A 20,678-nucleotide genomic window follows, 5' to 3' on the forward strand; every position below is an offset into this window, starting at 1 on the left:
GAAACTTATTTTCTTTTTACTGCTTTTAGTAAATCAATAACCAAAAGTAAAGCATTTTTAGAAACTTCTAATTGATTAAAAGTACCCGAAATATATGTATCTAATTGTGGGCAGTACCATAAAAACGACGCTGTAGATCCTGAATGTCCAATGAGTTGTAAGTCGCTTTCTGTATTAGTTAATTCACCAACAGAAACTTGTCTTATCCCAAAACCGTATTCCATTCCTCTTGTTTCTTTTATCCAATTTTGCATGGCTAAACGTGTGTCTTTCTTTACAATTTTATAGGTATTAAAGGCTTTAAAAAATGCAATTAAATCGTGAGTGGTTGATACTAAACCGCCTCCGCCCCAATCGGCACTCAGACTTTTAAGAGACGATAATTCATATTGACTAGCATAAAACTTAACAACAGGAAGTTTGTTTTCTATAGAAGACGATTTTAAGTTGACATAAGAACTATGCATGTTTAAAGGTTGAAAAATATGGTGCTTAAAGAACTTATCTAAAGATAAACCACTCACATTTTCAATAATCAACGCTAAAAGCACATACTCTGTGTCTGTATAATGATAGTCTGTCCCGGGAACAAAATGTGGTGTCATCTTGTCTTTTGAAAACTGAATCAGTTCTTCTGCAGACCACAATTTATTAGGATTCATTAATAGTTGATTAATGATATTTGGACTTCCGTCTTTAGTTTCGTCTGTGAAATAATCAGGTAAGCCAGAGGTGTGTTGCAATAAATGTGCAATGGTTAACTCTTTTGAATAGTTTTTACCATCCAATACATGAAGGTTATTCACCAGTGAATCTGGTAAATATTGAGCAATTTTATCTTCAAAATTTAATTTATTCTGATCCTTTAAAATACCAATAGCTGTTGCGGTAAATAGTTTTGTAATACTAGCTGTGTAAAATGGATGATCTATTGAAATAGAATCTTCTTTATTTTCCGCAATCTGAATGTTAATGCCACGAGATTCAGAATACACGTGTAGTATTCCACTTTTTATATTCTCTTTTTCTAATTCAGTTTCAAAACGTTGTTTAATTGTTGTTTCTTTTGTTTGCTGAGCAATAGCTGATAATCCAACTAAAAATATTAAACTTAGAAATAGATGTTTCATAATGTTAGTTTTAGAATTTTAAGATGGTCTTATAGGTTAAAATTTTATACCAATATAAAGATTAGGCTCAAATAGGAAATAAGAATCCCATTTGTTGTCGAGTTGCTTAAATGAATCTGGCGTATTGGTGTCAAAATGCCAAACATTACAATGAAATTGTGGTTCTATAAAAAACTGTTTCTTTTTACCAAAAGCAAAATGATAACCAATATGATACGAATTGTAAAGTTTAAATCCGTTGGCTATTTTCTTGTCATCAAGATCTAAATAGGTTTTATACAACGGTAAAACTTCAACCGAAGCAAATAGTCCTTTCCAAAGCATGCGCTGATAAGATATACCAACACCTGTTTCACGTAAATAACCAGGATAAAATTCGGTTTCAGAATCTATTTTATCTGTAAGTCCATCCCACCATTGTATGCCCATAGGTTGAAATAATCTCCATGTGGCAAATTTAACACCAACGATGTTTTTGGCGTCAAGCTCACGTTTTACATGTAATTCAATGTGTTGCGTGTTGGTTCTTTTGCCTCCGTCACCAATATTAGATAAGATAATAGCAGGAAAGCTCACTCTGTATTTTAATTCATTGTCACTTTGGTTTGATGACTCTGAAATCTGTTGTGCAAAACCATGAAAAGTAAAAAGTGAAAGGCAGATAATTAAGAATTTTTTCATTGTGATTGATGTTTAAATTGTTCGTTTTTTGATTGATCATTTGATGTGACAAAGATGAGACAGAAGTGAATGTCAATCGTCCTGAATTATGATTTGAAACCTTTTAAATATTTAGTTATAGTTTCCTTTAAGTAGAACTTTAAGAAGTAGCTCTTGCATACTCTTGGATGCTTCCATCGGTATTTGATGACCTACATCTTTAAACCTATAAATTTCCTTTTCTTTAGATTTTATACCCTTAAAGAACTTTTTGGTTAACTTATAGTAAGCAGTATAGTCTTTATCTCCATAGAAAATAATCGTTCTACCTTGTATTAAAGGTTTGTTTTTTAGTTTGTTTATCTTATAAAGTTGGCTGTATAATAAACTCCATTTGGTGTACCATTGCTCGAAAAACTGTAAATATTGGCTGTAGAGAGTATCATTAATTGACTCGCCTTGGTATTCAGAGAGCCATTTGAACTGAATGGCCATATCTTTTGCATTATGATAAGGTATATTAATAGTTTTTAGTTGCGTAACTGCTTTTTGGTTTTTAGATTTCCTAAAATGTCTAATAAGCATCTTATTCAGACTTTTTTGACTTGACAAAAGATTTACAATCGGGCTTATGGCAACCAATGTTGAAATTTTGTCAGGATGTGTTTCTGATAAATGAAAAGCTAATGAAGTACCCCAAGAATTTGCCACTAAAATAATTTGTTGACGATGAAACGTATTTAAAATATAATTAAGTAACTCTTCAGCATCTGATTGCATTAATGCTAATGTTGGTCTTTGTTTTATATTATTTTGTTTTAAGGTTTTGCCTGCGCCTCTTTGATCCCAATGAATCACTAAAAAATCTTGTTCTAATGATGCTGTTATTTTTTCACTATGAGCAGATGACGCTGCACCAGGACCACCATGTAAATACAATACTATTGGTTTGTTCTTAATCCCTTTAAGACTAATGTATTGGTCTATATCTCCAATCTTTACAAAGTAGGATGTGTCTATTTTTTGATGAACGTTTTGTATATTTTGTGCATTCATTTTATATATAAACACACTTATAATTATTAAGATATTTGTTTTAAAATTCATTTTTAATTGTTTTTAGTTTATTGATACAAAGGTGCTTTGAAAAGTATTTTTTTTCGTTTTAGATTATAATTCAGTACCTATTTAGTCTATCCATCAAGTTTTTATAAACAAAAAAAGGCTTAACACAATTAGTGCTAAACCTCTTATTCGTTCTTAGGGTAATATTTTATAACAATGTTTCAGGATGAGATGAAAGTTTATCTACATGTTGAGTGATTTTCTCGATATCCCAATCCCACCATTTAAGTTCTAATAGTTTTGAAATGGTATCTTCAGAAAACCGCTTTTTAATAGGTTTTGCAGGATTTCCACCAACAATAGTATAGGGTTCTACGTTTTTTGCAACCACTGCTTTTGTGGCTATAATAGCGCCATCACCAATGGTTACACCAGGCATAATGGTAGCATCGTGACCAATCCACACATCATTACCAATAACGGTATCACCTTTGGTTGGATAGCTTTTACCATCCATAGCATGTTGCCACGCACCACCAAAAATGGCAAATGGATAGGCTGATGTGGCTTCAGTTAAATGGTTGCCACCATTCATAATAAAGGTAGCGTCAGAAGCAATCATGCAAAACTTACCAATGATGAGTTTATCACCTATAAAATCAAAATGGTATTTTACATTTTTTTCAAAATTTGAAACAGCCTCAAAATCGTCGTAATAGGTGTAATCACCAACCTCAATGTTAGGATTGTTAATGTAGTTTTTTAAAAAACAAAGCTTATCGTAATTGGCCAATGGGAAAACGGTATTTGGATCTGGAATGTTCATATCTCTAGTGTATTAGCTTCTTCTCTAAAATAGTCTTTTAAATGATAATCTCCATAAGTTGGTGCAATATTATCCTCAGCCATTAAGGTTAAGAAAAATTCAATAGGACCATAGGTTTTTACGCTGGTAAAAGTTCTTAAAGTCCAAATAGTGAATCGTCTTAAGGTATCTGGTAAATGCGTTATTTTTATGGGCTTGTTTAATGAAGTCAGAGCGAGTTTACTAATATCATTTAAGCTTAATATATCAGGACCTCCAACGGTTAATTCGTTATTGTAATCCTCTAAGTTATCGACAATAGCTTTTGCTAAATCTTCACCATGAATTGGGTTGAATCTTTGATTGCCTGATCCAAATAAATACACACGACCAGATTTTGCCATTTGCAGAAAGTCTTTCATATCAGAGAAAAAACCATTAGGTCTAACAATGGTATAATTTAATCCTGAAGCCTTTAAAGCATCAACAAACTTCTCTTTGGCTTCAAAAATTTTTAAATGTCTATGTTTATCGCCATTAATAGCAGACACATAAACAAAGTGGCTTACACCAGACTTTTTAGCTTCAGCAAGTAGATTCATATTCGCTTGATAATCGACATTCATATAGGTTAAACCATCTTTTTGTCTCGTAATACCAATGGTTGAAATGACCGTGTCTATACCTTTACATATGTCTCTTAAGGTTTCTGGTTTGGTGACTTCAGCCTGCTTAATTTCCATAAAATTTTCATTAGGATTATCTATCTGATTTGGCTTACGGACAATAGCAACCACCTGGTTTTGTTTTTCTATTAAAACCCTTAATAAATGCTTGCCTAAATAGCCTGTAGCACCTGCTAATAGTATGTTGGTATGTTGCATTTTGTGTGATGTTTAAGATTGAACCTTAATTAAATTCATTAGTTAACAGTTGCTGAATTATGGTATTGCGTTGTTCACCAGAATCGTCTTGTTGATTGCTTAATAATATAATAGTAGCGTTGTATTCTGGCAAAAAACCAATCATGCTCCAATAACCGTCTATATCGCCACCATGCCAGTAAAGTGTGGTGTTGCCTTCTTGTGTGGTAAACCAACCTAAACCAAAATCTACATAGCCGCTTGGTACATTTTGCGCAAATATGTCTTCTTTTTCTTCAGCTGAAAACCAATTCGTTTTTACTGCATTTGTCCACGTTTCCATATCTTTTGGAGTGCTACTAAAATCGCCTGCGCCAAACGCTAAATTCATAGGGTAAACACTGTTGGCACTACCATTGTTGTAGCCTTCTGCATGTGTGTTTGGATTAATGTTGTCTGTGCCTCTGTACGTGTTTGTCATTTGCAAAGGATTAAAAATATTCTGCTGAATGTACTCGTGATAAGCCATATTAGTAAGTTCTTCAACCAACAACGCCGCAATGAGGTAGTTGGAATTACTGTATTGTTTTCCGGCACCAGGTGTAAAGTTGAGTCCGTTTTCTGTAACTAGTTCCATAATAACTTCATAGATGTCTTCTTTATCAAAAAAGTAGCCTTGTTCTGTAGCGTCTTCAACCACAAATTGATAGTCTGGAATACCTGATTGATGCGATAACAGTTGTGCAATACTAATTTGATTTCCGTTTGGAAATTCAGGATCAAATTCATCCAAAGTTTGATTATAATTTGAAATATAACCATCGCGTTTTAACTGAATAATTGCTGCTGCAGTTAATGTTTTGGATACCGAACCAATACGATATGCTATTTCGTAATCTTGAGGAAGTGCTGTGTTTTCATTGGCTAAGCCAAAACCTTGTCGTACCAAATCGTTTCCATTTTTTGTGATAATGGCATACCCTTGAAAGTTAATGTTGGTTAATAAATTTTCAGCAGTTGTGTAATTAATGGAAGCTGTGTTGTTGTCATCATCGGTTGAACATGATGTGAAAAGCATTAAAATTGCAATTATAAATGCCATTAAAAGTTTGTGTAAAGTTGTCATAACTGTTCGTTTTTAATTGATTATTTGATACTGCAAAATTGAAGTATAAACAGTTATGCGTCGTGCTAAATTATAATTTAGAACGTTCTGAATTTATAAAAAGAAGCGGTTTATTGAGAATGCTGTTGCACCCATTTACTAGGTGTAATGCCTTCAGTTTTTTTGAAAAAAGTATTAAAAACGCTTTTAGAATTAAAGCCACTATCGTAAGCTAAACCTAGGATAGTTATGTGTTTAAACTCAGGTTTTAGTGCAATGGATTTAAAATATTCTAAACGATAAGTATTGATAAAATCGTTGAAGTTTTTCTTGAAACTCGCATTAAGCAACCATGATAAATGATTTGGATGAATATCGATTTTATCAGCTAATGTTCGTAAAGACAATGTGGTGTCCAGAAAACACTCTTCGTTTTTCATTAGGTCCAAAATAGCGGTTTTACAGTGTGCTATTTGGTCTTTAGAAAGTAGTTGTTTTTCAGTGGTTTCTGTTTGTGGTTTACTTTCGTTAGACAAAGCGAAAATAATTTCAAGTTGATTTTTGAAACGCTCAAGATTACGCAAAGGCTCTAATAAGGGATCAACTTTAACCAAAGTCATTAAAGGTTCTTTGTGCAAAATGCCTTCATCAATTAAATCTAAAGCCTTGTTATGTTGCTTCAAAAGCGTGTAAATATAAATCAAGAAAAAGCGTACTCGCTCACGACTATCAGAATTTAGTAAAGGCTTTAGTTTACTTATGTTAGACTCAACTTTTGCTTTGTCTTGCATTACTGCATGCGCTAAAGATGTCATTATTAATTGCTCCATTTTAGAGCCTTCCATTTCTGGAATACTCTGTGCAACTTCAATAATGTGTTCTGGTTGTTTGTGATACGCTAAGGCCAATGCATAAATGCCATAACCAACAATGAATTTGTTGTTGATTTCAAAACACCTTTTAAAATGCCTTTTTACAGCGTTTTCATCTTTATTGATATAGGCATTATAGCCCATAAAATAGTTGTTTAAATCGTTAAGCGGATCTAGTGTGTATGCAGTATTTATATGTGTGTTTGCTTCTTCTAGATTTCCTTCTAAAATTAAGGTTATAAAAAGCTTTTGATGTGCATCGGAATAACCAGGTTTTAATTCTAAGGCTTTTTTAAGATGGCAAGCAGCCGCTTTAAAATCCCATTTTTTATTAAGGGCGTCCCAACCTAATGAATGATGTACTTCAGGTAAATCTACTTTTAGGTTATGTGCTGTTTCAAGATAATTCCCGCCAATTTCAAAAGCTTCTTTTACAGGCATTAATCCGCCAGCAGCAAGTATATTGTATGCGTAATGGATATTAACATGTGCTAATGCGAAAGTAGGATGCTGTTCTATAATTTCTTTTAAAATCGAAATTCCTTTAAACACATCGACCTTATTAAAGCGAGAGATAAGTTTTTTAGCCCTTAAATAATTGTGATATGATTCTGTAGAAATATTATGATGTGTTACCAGAGAATCGTCAACATTGAAATGCCCAAAGTTTTCTCTTATTTTATCGGCAATTAAAAGACTAATTTCATCTTGCAACTTGAAGATATCATCAAGTTCGCGATCAAAATTTTTAGACCAATAATGCGCACCATCTGATGTGTCAATCAATTGAGCTGAAATACGTACTCTATTATTCGCTTTTCTAACACTGCCTTCTAAGATGGTTGAAACATTGAGTTCTTTTCCAACTTCTCTAACATCAACTTGTTTTCCTTTAAAGGCAAAAGAAGATGTTCGCGCAATCACTTTTAGTGCTTTAATATTAGATAAAGCATTAATGATTTCTTCAGTTATACCATCACTAAAATATTCATTATCAATATCGTTACTCATATTGACAAATGGCAGAACAGCAATAGATTTAGAAGATGCTTTCAACTATAATGGTGTAATTAAATGTTTTACACTTCGAAAATAAATAATTTGATATAATCAGAGGAAAAATATGTTAATATTTTAATCACTTATGGCAACTGGTAATAGTTGTTTCTTATTAAGTTTAAACTCATGGGTTTTGTCATTTCGCATTACAGTTATTATAATACTGTCTTGTTTTTCGTAATCCCAATCATTGTTTTTAAAAGTGGTGCAAATGGTGTTGTTACTTAAGTTTGTAAATTCTTGATTATTGATTTTTAGTATTTTATCGCCTATTTGTAAATTATTTGTAGCATCAGAGTTTGTGTAAATAGAGCCAATGTATATACCATCGTCTTGCCAATCAATACCAAAGCCAAAATCGATTAAGGAGTCGTGTTGGTAATTTTGTAATTCTTTCATGTAAATTTTTTCATTTTTCCAATCTAAAACTACATTATAATTCTCAAAGTACTTATTTCCAATATTATCGCTATGAGTGCTAAATTTTATAATTTTCTTCTCAAGATTTAAATTTCCAATTTTAATTGTATCTATAACACCATAAAAGAGAGTGTCATTTTTAGCTTTTCCGCCAACACCATAAGTTGTTGAGCCTATTGAATACGTTGAACTCACAGTTTTAGTTTTTTGTAGCGCTTGTAAAGCACTTGTGGGTATTGACATTTGACCATTTGATCCTGTATCAAATGTTAAGTTTTTGACTTTTATACCATCTATATCTAAATCTATTAAAGGTGTGCCTTGAGTTTTGGTCTTAAAATTAATTATTGAATATTCGTTTGTTAGTTCAAAACGATTTAAATCGTCAGTGATTTCAATTTTTTTGTTTTGGTAATCAATTCTCCAAAAGGCATTTCGCATTAAATTAGCACCAATAATTCCATCAATATTTAAGCATTTCATAGCCTGTGATGTTCCTAAGTCTTGAATAATTGCTCCTGTGTTTTTAAAAGTAACCTTACCTAAAGTAATAGTTTCAATTTGTATAAAAGCTTGATTGTTTAAAACATTCCCTCCAGAATCGCCAACACTACCATAGGCTAATTTTTTTAAATTAAGTTTTTGGGAAAACTCTTTTGATAGCACATTTGGTGCTCCTGTATCAAAAAGAAATCTACCTTTATGCCCATTTATAGTGGCTTCTACAATAGGAAGTTTAGCGCCATAGTCAAAACTGATGCGTTCCATAAAGTTACTATTACTAACTTCGCCAGATTTCATTAGTTGTATTTTTTTTAACGAGCTACAGCTTACTAAAACTACTAATACGAAGAGCATTAAAATATTTTGTTTCATAGATATTTATTGGTGTTCTCTTGTTGGAGGATTAAAGATAGTGTATTTGTAATTGTTAGTTCTCAATTTTGATAACCTCAGGACCATACGAATACATACATATTTTTTTGTTGTTTGCTATAAATGTAAGTTTTGCTAAATGATAGTTGTTGTTTTCTTCAGGTAGAATACTAATAGTGTCTAAAAAAATGTTAGTATTTATTTTTAGTGTTTTGTCTATGGTTTTTAATTTTTTCTGAAAATGAGCTTTTATGTTAGTGTTTGGTGTTTCAAAAAAAGTAATTGTTTTTTCCTCTTTTTCAGTGGCATCATGAATAAATGAAGCGATGATACTTTTAAATTGCAACAAAGCCATTTCAGGATAATCTTCTGTTTTTTTACCAATATAGTCATCGTAATGCATAATAGGTTTTTCAGCAAATTCAGGGACTATAATAAATGAGTCAAATTCTCTAGGCATGTTTATAATGTTTGAAAAATCTTAAATCTCATTATTTACTTGATTAATAAATTCAGTCAATTTTTCAGGTTGAGTTTTAGCTTTTTCTAGTATTCCAATATTATTAATTATAAAACTTGTCAAAATTTCATTTGGTTTTTCAGTTCGATTATTTTTTTTCATTTTTGAGTTAAATATAAAAGACCTTATTGTGTGAATTGGTCCCCAAGGAATTCCCCACCAACCCAAAAGTGCAGATTTTGTATTTGCTTTATTGTGCATTTCATCAAGACAATTGGAGCAAGAAACTTTTAAAGATTTTTCATAGTTTGTAATAATTAAAATACTAACAACTTGTCCAATAAAAGTAGCGTTAATTTTTTGTGTTCTAGATTTACAATTCGGACAAGGAAGGTTTCTTAAAATAGTATAGTATTCAATAAATTCAGATTCAGATAATTCTCGTCTTTGAGAATCGATACTATCAATTAAATTTAGGTTTAAATTTCTTTTTGTTATTTCGGATTTTAGGATTTCAATCACTTCAGGCTTTAGAGCGCTAGCTTCTTTTGAAGCTATTTTTTCGATTTCCCAATTATCATAATTTTTATAATTTTCTTTTATGCTGTTTAAATCCATTTGGTTTTAGATAATTAAATAATTAATTGTTTTTTGCTGCATCATTTTTAGTTAACTCGGTTATTAAGCCTTTAAAAATGAATCCGTGAAACGGTAATACTAAGTACCAATAGAGTCGACCTAATAAGCCTTTTGGGCGAAATGTAGCAGTTTGAATAAGTGTGTTGTTTTGTATTTTAAATTCTAACCAAGCTTCACCTGGTAATTTCATTTCAGCAAATAATAAAAGACGTTTTTCAGTTTTATCAGCATAAAGTACTCTCCAAAAATCTAAAGTATCACCAGAGTTTATGTCGTAAATATTTGTGCGTCCTCTTCTTAAACCAACACCTCCAAATAGTTTGTCAAAAAAACCTCTAAGTTTCCATAACCAATTGCCATAATACCATCCTGTTTTCCCACCTATTTTCCATATTTTTTCAAGGCATTTTTCTTGATTTTCAACTGGTCTTTTTCGAGTATCAATAAAGCATCCAAATTGAGGAACTTTTATATAGTCAGATATTCTGTAATTTATTCTTCCGCTTACTGTGGAATCTTTCCAGCTAGAAACCACTTCATTTTGCTCTATTTTACTAAATGCTTTTTTGATAGCCTCTTCATAACTAAGAGGTATAATGTTGAGCAATTTTATGATACTGTCATCTTTAGCAATAACTTCAACCTTCATACTGTCAACTAATGAAACAGCAAGTTTGTAAGATGTAGAGGTGATAAAATACAACCAGTATGAAGATAGCTTAGGTGTCATTACTGGCACTGTCCAAATCATTCTTTTTAAACCACGCACTTTAGCAAAGCCTAATAACATTTCTTTGTAAGTAAGTATTTCGTTACCTGCAATATCAAAGCTTTTGTTATAGGTTTGGTTATGCCCTAAAACACCAGTTAAAATTTTAATAACATCTGAAATTCCTATTGGTTGACATCTGGTTTTTAGCCATTTGGGTGTAACCATTATTGGTAGTTTTTCTACCAAATCTCTAATAATTTCAAAAGAAGCGCTACCAGACCCAATAATTATTCCTGCACGTACAGTAGTTTGTGCATAATTGCCTTTGCTGAGTTCAATTTCAACGTTTTTTCTAGATTGTAAATGTTTAGATAGAGAGTTTGAGTTTACTATACCACTTAAATAAATTACTTGTTTTGCACTTGTAGTATTTATGGCTTCTCTAAAATTTATGGCTGACTGCTTTTCTAATTCAAAATAATCATCTGAAGTTGACATTGAATGCACTAAGTAGTAAGCAGCATCAATATCTTTAGGAATATTGTTAAAGGTGTCTTTTTTAGTGAGGTCTAATTCAATTACTTCAATGCTGTCTTTAATAGAATCTTCAATATGAAATTTATTTTTGTCTCTAACACAACATACAACAAAGCATCCTTTTTCTATTAGAATAGGTAATAACCGTTTTCCAATATATCCTGTAGCTCCAGTTAATAATACTTTATTCATTAATCACAGCAAATTAGTTGCGGTATTAAAGATAATAAATCTGATTGGTAATTAATTTTATTACAGATTGTATGTAACTGCTATAGTTGCTTAACAACTTTACAAGGGTTTCCAAAAGCTAATACGTTATCAGAAATATCTTTAGTAACAACACTGCCAGCTCCAATGGTTACATTATTGCTTATGGTTACTCCAGGAAAAATTACTGAGTTTCCACCAATCCATACATTGTCTCCAATGGTTACAGGTTTAGTAGAGGTAAGGTAACGAGAATTATCTTCAGTTTCAATTATACGATCAGAAGCTTTTAAAGGGTGTGTAGCTGTGTATATTTGAACATAAGGTGCAATCAAACCGTTTTTACCAATAGAAATTTTGTTGTTATCTAAAAACATACAGTTGGTGTTTACAAATGTGTTTTTTCCTATTGAAATATTAGCACCATAATCACAAAAAAAAGGAGTTTCAATCCAAACGTTTGCACCTTTAAACTCAAAAAGCGTGTCTAAAATAGTATTGCGTTCATCAAGTAATTTAGAGTCTAGATTATTGTATGCTTTTAATAATTTTCGGGCATTGTGATACATTTCTATTAATTCAGGATCTCTAGAGTTGTAAAAATCTCCATTCAGCATTTTTTCTTTTTCAGTCACGAGTTTATTGGTGTTTTTTTATGATTTCTAAAAAATTATGGAATAAAGATACAGCTTTTGGCATTTTACTTAAAGAGCTGTGAGGATAATTATAGTCAACAAATTTTAAGGTTCTACTGAGTGAAATTTACTCTAGTGGGTAAAATTTACCCAGTGCGATTTAGTTGAGCTAAAAAGTTTTTGTAAAGAACCACTTAAATATAAAGTATTTGACGATAAGCGTTCAGTTTTTAAAACGAATTTGGTATATTATCTGTGATAAAAAGAGAGTCAAAATTTAATCGTTTATAAATATAATTGCCTATGCTTAAAAGAGTATTTCTTTCACCATTTCAAAAATTCATAAAAATTGAAGGATTGAGTGGTATTTTATTGTTATTAACGACTGTAATCGCTTTGGTTTGGGCCAATTCGGGTTATGGTGATTTGTATAAGTCAATTTGGGAGTATAAAATTGGAATTGCTTCTGAAAATTTTGAGCTTAAAAAACCATTGTTACTTTGGATTAATGATGGGTTAATGGCAATATTCTTTTTCCTTATTGGGTTAGAAATAAAACGAGAAGTATTAATAGGCGAGCTAAACTCATTTAAAAAGCTAGCTTTTCCTTTATTTGGAGCTTTAGGAGGTGCAATAATACCAGTAGCGTTATTTGTGCTGCTTAACAATAATCCTGAAACATTTTCAGGTTGGGGAATACCTATGGCTACTGATATTGCATTTTCTTTAGCAGTATTAAATGCTTTAGGTAAACGAGTTCCTTTAAGTTTAAAAGTGTTTTTAATAGCATTTGCTATTGTTGACGATATTGAAGCTGTTTTGGTAATTGCCATTTTCTACAGTGGTACTATTAATACTGTGTTATTGTTAATAGGGTTAGCCTTACTTGGTTTTTTATACATACTGTCTTTTAGAGGGTTTTACTCTAGGTTTGTAACCTTTTTTACAGGTGTTATTATATGGTTATTGTTTTTAAAATCGGGAGTGCATCCTACAGTAGCAGGTATTTTATTAGCATTTTCAATTCCTATAAGACAAAAGATTGATACATCAACGTTTTTAACTCAGTTGGAAACTATTTTCAATGACATAAAATCAGCTAGTGTTTTACAAAAACCTATTTTATCAAAAGAACAAATTGAACACATGGATGATTTAGAAGATTGGTCGAGCAAATTTCAGTCTCCATTACAGCATTTAGAACATAATCTTCATGGTTGGGTAGCGTATTTTATCATTCCGCTATTTGCACTTGCTAATGCTGGTGTGGTTATAAATAGTTCAGTCGAGCTTGATGTTCCTTTAATTGTAAATATTGTATTGTGTTTGGTACTTGGTAAAGGTTTTGGAATTCCGCTTGTTGTGTTTTTAGCTCAAAAACTTAACTTAATACAAATTCCAAATGATATCACTACAAGACATATTTTTGGTGTGTCTTTTATAGCAGGAATAGGGTTTACTATGGCTATTTTTATTGCTAGTTTAGCATTTGCTTCAACACCAGAATTTATTTCGTCTGCTAAAATTGGCATTCTTATAGGTTCTTTAATTTCAGCTGTTTTAGGATATCTTATTTTAAGAAAACGAACAATTAAATCGTCAAATTGAGTAAATTTGTTTGTGTAATAAGAGGTTGAATTTAGAAGGATATAAAAATAGAAGTAGTATACGATGAATGAAACAGAATCAGCCTTAAAAGAGCGAATAAAAGAATTAACTTGCCTATATGAGGTGTCTTCAATTATAGCAAATTCTGATTATGAATTGGTTGAAGACACCTTAAAAGCCATAGCGTTTAGTTTAAAAAAAGCGTTTCAATACCCTAAAAAAACTAATGTTTTAATTGATTGCGAGTCTATAAAAATCGCAACAAATGATTTTCTTGATAAAGATTTAAAGATAAGCTCAACTATCAATATTTTTAATACTGAAAGAGGGAAGCTAGAGGTTTATTTAGAGAAGTCTAAAGCACAGCACATTAATTTTTTAAGAGAAGAAAAACAACTATTAGACAGTGTGGCTTTAAAAGTAGGAAGCCTTTTGGAGCGTATAGAAATTCAAAAAAACGAGATTTCATTAAAGCGCCAAATGGAGCATGCTGACCGTTTAAATATTTTAGGAAAAATAACCGCAGGAATATCACATGAACTCAATACACCTTTAGCTAACATTCTAGGATTTGGTGAGTTACTTAGAGAAGATTTAAAGTCTAATAAAAAAGCGGTTTCCGACTTAGATAAAATAATTCAAAATGCTATTTTTTCGAGAGAAGTAGTTAAAAAGCTAATGTTTTTTGCATGCGAAATGCCTCAGGAAATGAAACTGATAGATTTAATTCCAAGTATTCATAATGCCATTAAACTTTTAGATGCAACTTTTAAAAAAGAACAAGTTAATTATGAATTGAAAATTTTTGAAGACGAATTGTTTTTGCGTGCAGACCAAATTCAAATGACTCAAATCCTTTTCAACTTATTAATTAATGCTATTTATTTTTCACCAAAAAATAGCATGATAACGATAGAAGCTTACAGTACAAAAAGCGATATAGTTTTAAAAATTTCTGACCAAGGTATCGGGTTTAAAAAAACCGATTTAGATAGAGTCTTTCAGCCTTTTTTTACGACCAAACCTCATGGAGAAGGAACAGGTTTAGGGCTAAGTGTTGTGCATGGTATTGTTGCGTCTCATAAAGGTTCTATAGTAGCTAAAAACAATCCAGATAAAGGTGCATTATTCATTATAAAATTGCCTATAAATAAGTAGTAGTATTATGAAATTAAGAAAGGAAAATATACTTATAGTTGATGATGATATTCATATTTTAGAATTATTACAACGACATTTACAATCTTGGAATTATCATGTCTTTAAGGCTGTGTCTGTAAAAGAAGCTGTAATGATTTTGAGAGATACACATATACATTTATTAATTACAGATTTAAAAATGCCAGAGGTTGATGGTTTTGAGCTTATTAAGTTTGCTTCAGAGCATTATCCTAAAATGCCAGCATTGGTAATAACAGGTTATCCTTCGGTACAAGGGTCGTTGCAAGCTATAAAATCTGGTGTTGTAGATTATCTTACTAAACCATTTACAAAAGAAGAATTAAAAGAAGCTTTACAAAAAGCGATTGGAACTTCTGAAACCACTGCAGACGAAAAAAACACAATCACTACAGAGCAAAAGGCTTATGGAGATATTATAGGAAATTCTGAAAGCATAAAAACTGTTTTTGAAATTATTGATCGTGTAAAAAACAATAAAGCAACAATCTATATACAAGGTGAAAGTGGAACAGGTAAAGAGCTTGTCGCAAGAGCTATTCACTATCAAGGGAAATTCTCAAGAGCACCTTTTGTAGCAGTAAACTGTGGTGCTATTCCTGAAAATCTTTTGGAAGCTGAGTTATTTGGTTATGTAAAAGGTGCGTTTACTGGAGCAGAAACTAACAAAGACGGGTTTTTTCAAGCAGCACATGGAGGTACAATTTTTTTAGATGAAATAGGTAACGCTTCATTGGCAGTTCAGTCTAGATTACTACGCGTACTTCAAGAAAAAGAAGTAATTAAAGTAGGAACAACCAAAGCCGAAAAAATAGATGTGCGTATTATAGCTGCTACAAATAATGATTTGTTGAGTATGATAAAAAATCAAACCTTTAGAGAAGATTTGTTTTATCGATTATCAGTAGTAGAAATAAGTATTCCTCCTCTAAGAAACCGTAAAGATGACATTGGTTTATTGGTAGATAAGTTTCTTTTAAAGTATGGTATTGAATATAAAGATCGGTTTTTAAAAATAACTCCAGAAGCACTACAAATACTAAAACGATACGATTGGCCAGGAAATATTAGAGAGTTAGAAAACATTGTTCAACGAGCAGTAATTATGAGTGACAAAATAATTGATGTTGAACATATTCCTGAGCGGTTAAAATATACAATTGACACACCAACTGATGAGCTTGTACCACTTCGTGTTATGGAGAAAAAATACATAGAAAAAGTGCTAAGAGCTACAGGAAACAATAAAACTAAAGCAGCAGAGATTCTTCAAATAGATAGAAAAACTATCCGACAAAAACTTATGGATTAAAATTTAGCTGATACGTTTTTACACATTAGGGGAAATAAGTACCAGTGTAAAAAAGTGAAAAGCAATTTTTAAAACCTCAAAACACCTTGTAAATAAAGGGTTTTGAGGTTTTTTTATATGCCTGTGTAATTCGTTTGGCACATGCATTGCCTATAGTGGTACATAATAAATACTAAATCATTTTTTATATGAATCACATTAATATTTGTCCAAGTTGTTTACACATGTCTAGTTGTGTTTTAACAACTCAAAAGGATAAGGTATGGTCTTGTAGTGAGTATGATGAAAAAGGTTTTGAAGAAAACCATTTACCAGAGAACGAAGTTTTAAATAAGACAGCAAAACTCGAAACAGAATTAGTTTAATTTTTTTAAAAAGAAAGAGAAGATGAACTTAAATACATTAATAGCAGCTGTTATTCCAAAGCAAGCAATAAGCAGTAAAAAAGCCTCTAGAATTAACAAGTATTTAAACGAGAAATATCACGAAAGAAGCATAAGCAACAGATATTTTAAATAACAATTAAAAAAATAAATTCAATAAAAGAAGTAGCAAAAAGAATGACAACATTAACAAAAGAAATAAAAAAAGAAGAAAAGAAAGTGCCTGTAAGAGGTATGATGGATAATGTTATGGAGCAGTTTGAAAGTGCTGCAAACCAAATAAAACTACATCCTAATATCAAAAAAATATTAAGCATTACCAATAACGAAATTATTGTGAATTTCCCTGTAAAGATGGATAATGGTGATGTTGAGGTTTTTACAGGTTACCGTGTGCAACACAATAATGCTTTAGGTCCATATAAAGGCGGACTTCGTTATCATCCAACAGTTGATATTGATGCAGCTAGAGCATTAGCAATGTGGATGACTTGGAAAACCTCTTTGGCAGGATTGCCTTATGGAGGAGGAAAAGGAGGTATTAAATTAGACCCTTCAAAATATTCTCAATCAGAACTAGAGCGTATTACAAGACGTTTTACTTATGCGCTAGCAGATAATATTGGTCCAGAACACGATATTCCAGCTCCAGATGTAAATACTAATAGTCAAACAATGGCGTGGATGGCTGACACGTACATGAGTACGCGTCCGCCAGCGCAACGTTCGGCAAACCAGCATGTAGTAACAGGAAAACCAGCAGGTAGTGGTGGCTTAGAAGGACGCGACAGAGCAACTGGTTATGGAGTTTACCTTTCCATAAAGTTTTGGGCCGAAAAGAATGCTCAAATATTAACCGATAAAAAATTTATTGTACAAGGCTTTGGCAATGTTGGTTATTGGGCAGCTTACTTTTTAGAGCAAGATGGTGCAAAATTAGTAGCAGTACAAGATGCAAACGGAAGTATACAAAATCCAAAAGGAATAAAGGTTGAAGACTTGTATAACTATAGTCAAATTAACGAAGGAAGTATCGTTAATTTTCCTCAAGCTCAACCTGTAGATAACGATAAGTTTTTTGGACTTGATTGTGACATCTGTATTCCTGCTGCATTAGGCAATCAAATTACCAAAGACAATGCTTCAAAAATTAAAGCACAGTTAATTGCTGAAGGAGCTAATGGACCAACTAATGTTGAAGGAGAGAAAATTCTTTTAAAAAGAGGTATAACTATAATACCTGATATTTTATGTAATTCAGGTGGAGTAGTAGGAAGCTATTTTGAATGGTTGCAAAACCGAAACGGAGAATTGTGGCAACTTAATGAGGTTATGGCAAAACTTGATAAAAAGCTTAAAGAGTCTTTTGATAAGGTGTATGACTATTCAAGACAAGAAGGTATTGATATGCGTACAGCTGCTTACTGTATTGCTATTCAACGTATAGAAAGAGCTTATGTTCAAAGAGGTATTTTCCCTTAATTAATTTTTTAAATAGAAAAGAAGATGAAATATGGAAGTCTAATACTAGAAAAAAAAGAGTATGTGTATTTAAAACGCATACTCAACATATCAGGATATGCTGAAGATCACGAAACACAGAAGTGCTTAATGAGTTTTTCTGAAGAGTTAAAGACTGCTCATATTGTTGATCACGAATTAATGCCTACAGATATAGTAAGGTTTAACAGTATGGTTACTGTAGCTTTTAGTAATGACATACAAAGAACAATACAAGTAGTTACTCCAATAGAAAAAGACTTTAAGAGCAATAAAATTTCTGTTTTAACACCATTGGGTTCAGCGCTATTTGGTTACTCTGAAGGTGATACAGTTCTATGGGATTTTCCAAATGGTAAGCAAGAAGTTAAGATTGTAAAAGTTGAACAAGAAGAGACACTTAGTGACGTAGGTACAGTAATTTAAGGTAAACTATGAAAAAAGTAGAAAACGAAATTTATAATCATGATACTGATGTTGATTTAACACACAAAATCAATAGTGTAGAGTTAGATAATTGGATAGCTCATCTAGAATACATAAAAAAAGAGCTAGCTAATCTGGTGTCTATTTGTACACACAATATGGATGATAAAATAAATAATATAAACGTTTTAGCACATTTTAAGAAAAAACAAAAAGAAAACGATACACTTCTAAATGCTTTAGTGAAATACTCTGTATCACGAAGTCATATTGTTGAGTGTGAAGACACACAATGTGATATGGTATATATAACAGAACACGAAAGTTACCGAAGAAGTTACCTCTATCATTTAGATAAATATAGACGTTTAAAAGATGATTTTTTTAAAAAAGTGAAAGGCAAGTTTGCGCTTTTAAAAATGACTTAATTCCTCCGTTTGTTTAATGCAATTTCAACAAACAATAATAGATGCCTATAGAAGGCTTTGTATAAAAAAGGATATTAAAGAAATAGAGCAGTGGCTTGAAGTTTTAGAAAATAACAATGAAGACTTAACCTACTTAAATACTATAGGTACTCAATTAATAAAAAGCTTAGCTGTTGTAAATCATGTAAAGTCTATAAGGCGAAAAAATGTTTTAATGGTTGCTGCTTTGTGTAAATATGAGCAATCGTTAAAAACCGAGTTTGAATATGGTAAAGTGCCTTATGATGAAGTTAGAGCAAAACAGCATGAAAATAAAAGACAGCAATATCAACAATTGATAAAAGATTACAATGAGTTGAAAACAGCTATTTATAAAACATTGATAACCTATAAGAGAAGGTAAGTTAAAAAAGAAAAATACTTAGGCGGTTTTAACATCATTCATTAGTTAATAGTAAGTTATAGTGTTGTTAGTTTTGTTTTTATAACCGCAAAGAGATTGACTTTGCGGTTAGCCTAAGTATAAAGAGTAATATTTAAAACTGAAGAAAAGATGAAAAAAATTTTAATCCCAACTGATTTTTCGACTGCAAATGAAAAAGCTATTGACGCTATTTTAAAACTCTTTAAGCACGAAGTATGTGAATTTTATTTTTTACATGCCTACTCATTTAGTGTTAATGGATTAGATGCTTTAGAATTGCTGCATGCCGATGAAGAGTGGTATGAAAAACCTAAGCAAGAGTCTGAGAGTAAATTAGGCAAACTAATAGAACGTTGTATTTCTTTAAGTAAAGTAGAGTCTCATAATTTTCACGCAATAACTGAATGTTCTAGTTTAGTTAATGCTGTAAAAAAACATCAAGCTCATTTGGGTGTTGACTTAGTTTTATTAACCAGTGGAGGAAATAAAAAAGTAGAAAAAACTAATGATGAAATTTTAAACAGTGTTAGAGACTGTCCAATTTTAATAATTCCTTCAAATGTTAAGTTAGGCAAACGCTTAAGTTTAACCATAGCTTCAAATTTTAAGCAAAAACTAAACAATGAGCAACTTGATCAATTTAGAAAAAGCCTTGGAGGTTTAGAAGTTGAAATAGGAATACTAGTTTTAGAAGAAGAACATAAACTTTCAGAGCAAATCAAGGATAATTTAGAAGCCTTTATGCTGTATTTAAGTAAGTTTCAAAATGCACATGTTGATTTAAAATATGCTAAAACTAATAATCAGCTAAAGGCTTATGCACAATCTCATCGCAATGAAATAATGTGTGTTGTAGATAAAAAACCAAACTTTTTTAGAAAAATAGGTCTTTTTAAGTCTGATGTTATTTTAAAACTAAAACAGTTAAATACAAACACTGTATTAACATTGCATCAGTAATTTTATAACAATCTTGTTTTTCAGTTTAATCCAATTATTTTAGATATACCTTCAATAAGTTTAATAGCAGGAGCGTTATTTAAACAAGATTTGCAGCTACTATAAGTAAAGACACAATCAATCAAGTCAGTTAATAAATGCAGCAGTAAACCAATGCCTATAATATTTAGTGGTTTTTTAAGAAACAGCAATACAAAGTAACCAATAGCAGCATAGTAGGTGTGTAGTGGATGAAAATTAATACTACATCTATTGCGTTGAAATATTGGGTTTGCAAAAAGATGATCTAAATCAATAAGCATTGTCGCTAATAAAATAAAGTATACTCTTTTCCAGTTTTTCCTAAAGAATATAAAGGCTATTAAAAACGGAAACACTAAGTGTAAAAAGTAATGTGTAAAGTGTTGCAT

At 31.4% G+C, this 20,678-nt stretch carries 23 protein-coding genes; 10 read left to right on the forward strand and 13 right to left on the reverse strand.

The window, feature by feature from the left end; translation table 11 throughout:
- Positions 1-5: 5 nt before the first annotated feature.
- From OD803_RS07080 to OD803_RS07135, 12 genes are all read right to left on the reverse strand, one after another.
- Positions 6-1,130, reverse strand: a complete 1,125-nt coding sequence (locus OD803_RS07080) for a serine hydrolase domain-containing protein (protein ID WP_262732917.1) — start codon at positions 1,128-1,130, stop codon at positions 6-8.
- Between the two features lie 36 nt (positions 1,131-1,166).
- Positions 1,167-1,811: a hypothetical protein gene (locus OD803_RS07085; protein WP_262732918.1), complete on the reverse strand. Its 645-nt coding sequence runs from the start codon at positions 1,809-1,811 to the stop codon at positions 1,167-1,169.
- A 111-nt stretch (positions 1,812-1,922) separates the two neighbouring features.
- On the reverse strand, positions 1,923-2,897 hold the full coding sequence (locus tag OD803_RS07090; protein WP_262732919.1) for an alpha/beta fold hydrolase: 975 nt from the start codon (positions 2,895-2,897) through the stop codon (positions 1,923-1,925).
- 166 nt (positions 2,898-3,063) lie between these two features.
- The gene (locus tag OD803_RS07095) at positions 3,064-3,681 is read right to left on the reverse strand and encodes a CatB-related O-acetyltransferase (RefSeq protein WP_262732920.1); all 618 of its coding nucleotides are present in this window, start codon (positions 3,679-3,681) and stop codon (positions 3,064-3,066) included.
- Positions 3,678-4,544, reverse strand: a complete 867-nt coding sequence (locus OD803_RS07100; RefSeq protein WP_262732921.1) for an SDR family oxidoreductase — start codon at positions 4,542-4,544, stop codon at positions 3,678-3,680. The genes OD803_RS07095 and OD803_RS07100 overlap by 4 nt, the downstream gene beginning before the upstream one ends.
- 25 nt (positions 4,545-4,569) lie before the next feature.
- Positions 4,570-5,649 carry a serine hydrolase domain-containing protein gene (locus OD803_RS07105; RefSeq protein WP_262732922.1) on the reverse strand — a complete coding sequence of 360 codons (1,080 nt, stop codon included), beginning with the start codon at positions 5,647-5,649 and terminating at the stop codon, positions 4,570-4,572.
- A 110-nt stretch (positions 5,650-5,759) separates the two neighbouring features.
- Positions 5,760-7,556: a helix-turn-helix domain-containing protein gene (locus OD803_RS07110; RefSeq protein ID WP_262732923.1), complete on the reverse strand. Its 1,797-nt coding sequence runs from the start codon at positions 7,554-7,556 to the stop codon at positions 5,760-5,762.
- Between the two features lie 78 nt (positions 7,557-7,634).
- Positions 7,635-8,855 (reverse strand): aspartyl protease family protein, encoded by a 1,221-nt coding sequence (locus OD803_RS07115; RefSeq protein ID WP_262732924.1) that lies wholly within the window; start codon positions 8,853-8,855, stop codon positions 7,635-7,637.
- 55 nt (positions 8,856-8,910) lie between these two features.
- A complete protein-coding gene (locus OD803_RS07120) occupies positions 8,911-9,315 on the reverse strand; it encodes a hypothetical protein (RefSeq protein ID WP_131507497.1) in 405 nt (134 codons plus the stop codon).
- A gap of 21 nt (positions 9,316-9,336) precedes the next feature.
- Positions 9,337-9,933, reverse strand: coding sequence for a hypothetical protein (locus OD803_RS07125; protein ID WP_131507495.1), 597 nt, complete (start codon positions 9,931-9,933; stop codon positions 9,337-9,339).
- 22 nt (positions 9,934-9,955) lie between these two features.
- The gene (locus OD803_RS07130) at positions 9,956-11,395 is read right to left on the reverse strand and encodes an SDR family oxidoreductase (protein ID WP_262732925.1); all 1,440 of its coding nucleotides are present in this window, start codon (positions 11,393-11,395) and stop codon (positions 9,956-9,958) included.
- Positions 11,396-11,475: 80 nt separating this feature from the next.
- Positions 11,476-12,048 (reverse strand): sugar O-acetyltransferase, encoded by a 573-nt coding sequence (locus OD803_RS07135; protein WP_262732926.1) that lies wholly within the window; start codon positions 12,046-12,048, stop codon positions 11,476-11,478.
- Positions 12,049-12,351: 303 nt separating this feature from the next.
- On the opposite strand from OD803_RS07135, the gene nhaA reads away from it, so the two are divergent.
- The 10 genes from nhaA to OD803_RS07185 all read left to right on the forward strand — a co-directional run bounded on the left by nhaA (position 12,352) and on the right by OD803_RS07185 (position 20,268).
- A complete protein-coding gene (gene nhaA / locus OD803_RS07140; protein ID WP_262732927.1) occupies positions 12,352-13,656 on the forward strand; it encodes a Na+/H+ antiporter NhaA in 1,305 nt (434 codons plus the stop codon).
- A 63-nt stretch (positions 13,657-13,719) separates the two neighbouring features.
- On the forward strand, positions 13,720-14,814 hold the full coding sequence (locus OD803_RS07145; RefSeq protein ID WP_262732928.1) for a sensor histidine kinase: 1,095 nt from the start codon (positions 13,720-13,722) through the stop codon (positions 14,812-14,814).
- Positions 14,815-14,821: 7 nt separating this feature from the next.
- Positions 14,822-16,147, forward strand: a complete 1,326-nt coding sequence (locus OD803_RS07150) for a sigma-54-dependent transcriptional regulator (RefSeq protein WP_262732929.1) — start codon at positions 14,822-14,824, stop codon at positions 16,145-16,147.
- Between the two features lie 188 nt (positions 16,148-16,335).
- On the forward strand, positions 16,336-16,512 hold the full coding sequence (locus OD803_RS07155; protein ID WP_161566744.1) for a hypothetical protein: 177 nt from the start codon (positions 16,336-16,338) through the stop codon (positions 16,510-16,512).
- Positions 16,513-16,534: 22 nt separating this feature from the next.
- The gene (locus OD803_RS07160) at positions 16,535-16,666 is read left to right on the forward strand and encodes a hypothetical protein (RefSeq protein ID WP_262732930.1); all 132 of its coding nucleotides are present in this window, start codon (positions 16,535-16,537) and stop codon (positions 16,664-16,666) included.
- A gap of 41 nt (positions 16,667-16,707) precedes the next feature.
- Entirely contained in the window at positions 16,708-18,012 is a 1,305-nt protein-coding gene (locus tag OD803_RS07165) for a Glu/Leu/Phe/Val family dehydrogenase (protein WP_129760650.1), read from the forward strand.
- A gap of 24 nt (positions 18,013-18,036) precedes the next feature.
- Positions 18,037-18,456: a GreA/GreB family elongation factor gene (locus OD803_RS07170; protein WP_129760651.1), complete on the forward strand. Its 420-nt coding sequence runs from the start codon at positions 18,037-18,039 to the stop codon at positions 18,454-18,456.
- A gap of 8 nt (positions 18,457-18,464) precedes the next feature.
- The gene (locus OD803_RS07175; RefSeq protein ID WP_129760652.1) at positions 18,465-18,884 is read left to right on the forward strand and encodes a hypothetical protein; all 420 of its coding nucleotides are present in this window, start codon (positions 18,465-18,467) and stop codon (positions 18,882-18,884) included.
- A gap of 16 nt (positions 18,885-18,900) precedes the next feature.
- Complete coding sequence (locus OD803_RS07180; RefSeq protein WP_129760653.1) at positions 18,901-19,287, forward strand: hypothetical protein; 387 nt, start codon at positions 18,901-18,903, stop codon at positions 19,285-19,287.
- Between the two features lie 150 nt (positions 19,288-19,437).
- Positions 19,438-20,268, forward strand: a complete 831-nt coding sequence (locus OD803_RS07185) for a universal stress protein (protein WP_129760654.1) — start codon at positions 19,438-19,440, stop codon at positions 20,266-20,268.
- Between the two features lie 20 nt (positions 20,269-20,288).
- Here OD803_RS07185 and OD803_RS07190 read toward each other — a convergent pair whose 3' ends face one another.
- Positions 20,289-20,678, reverse strand: coding sequence for a DUF6122 family protein (locus OD803_RS07190; RefSeq protein WP_129760655.1), 390 nt, complete (start codon positions 20,676-20,678; stop codon positions 20,289-20,291).

It is taken from the genome of Gaetbulibacter sp. NE (assembly GCF_025548475.1).
Lineage (GTDB): Bacteria > Bacteroidota > Bacteroidia > Flavobacteriales > Flavobacteriaceae > Gaetbulibacter_B > Gaetbulibacter_B jejuensis.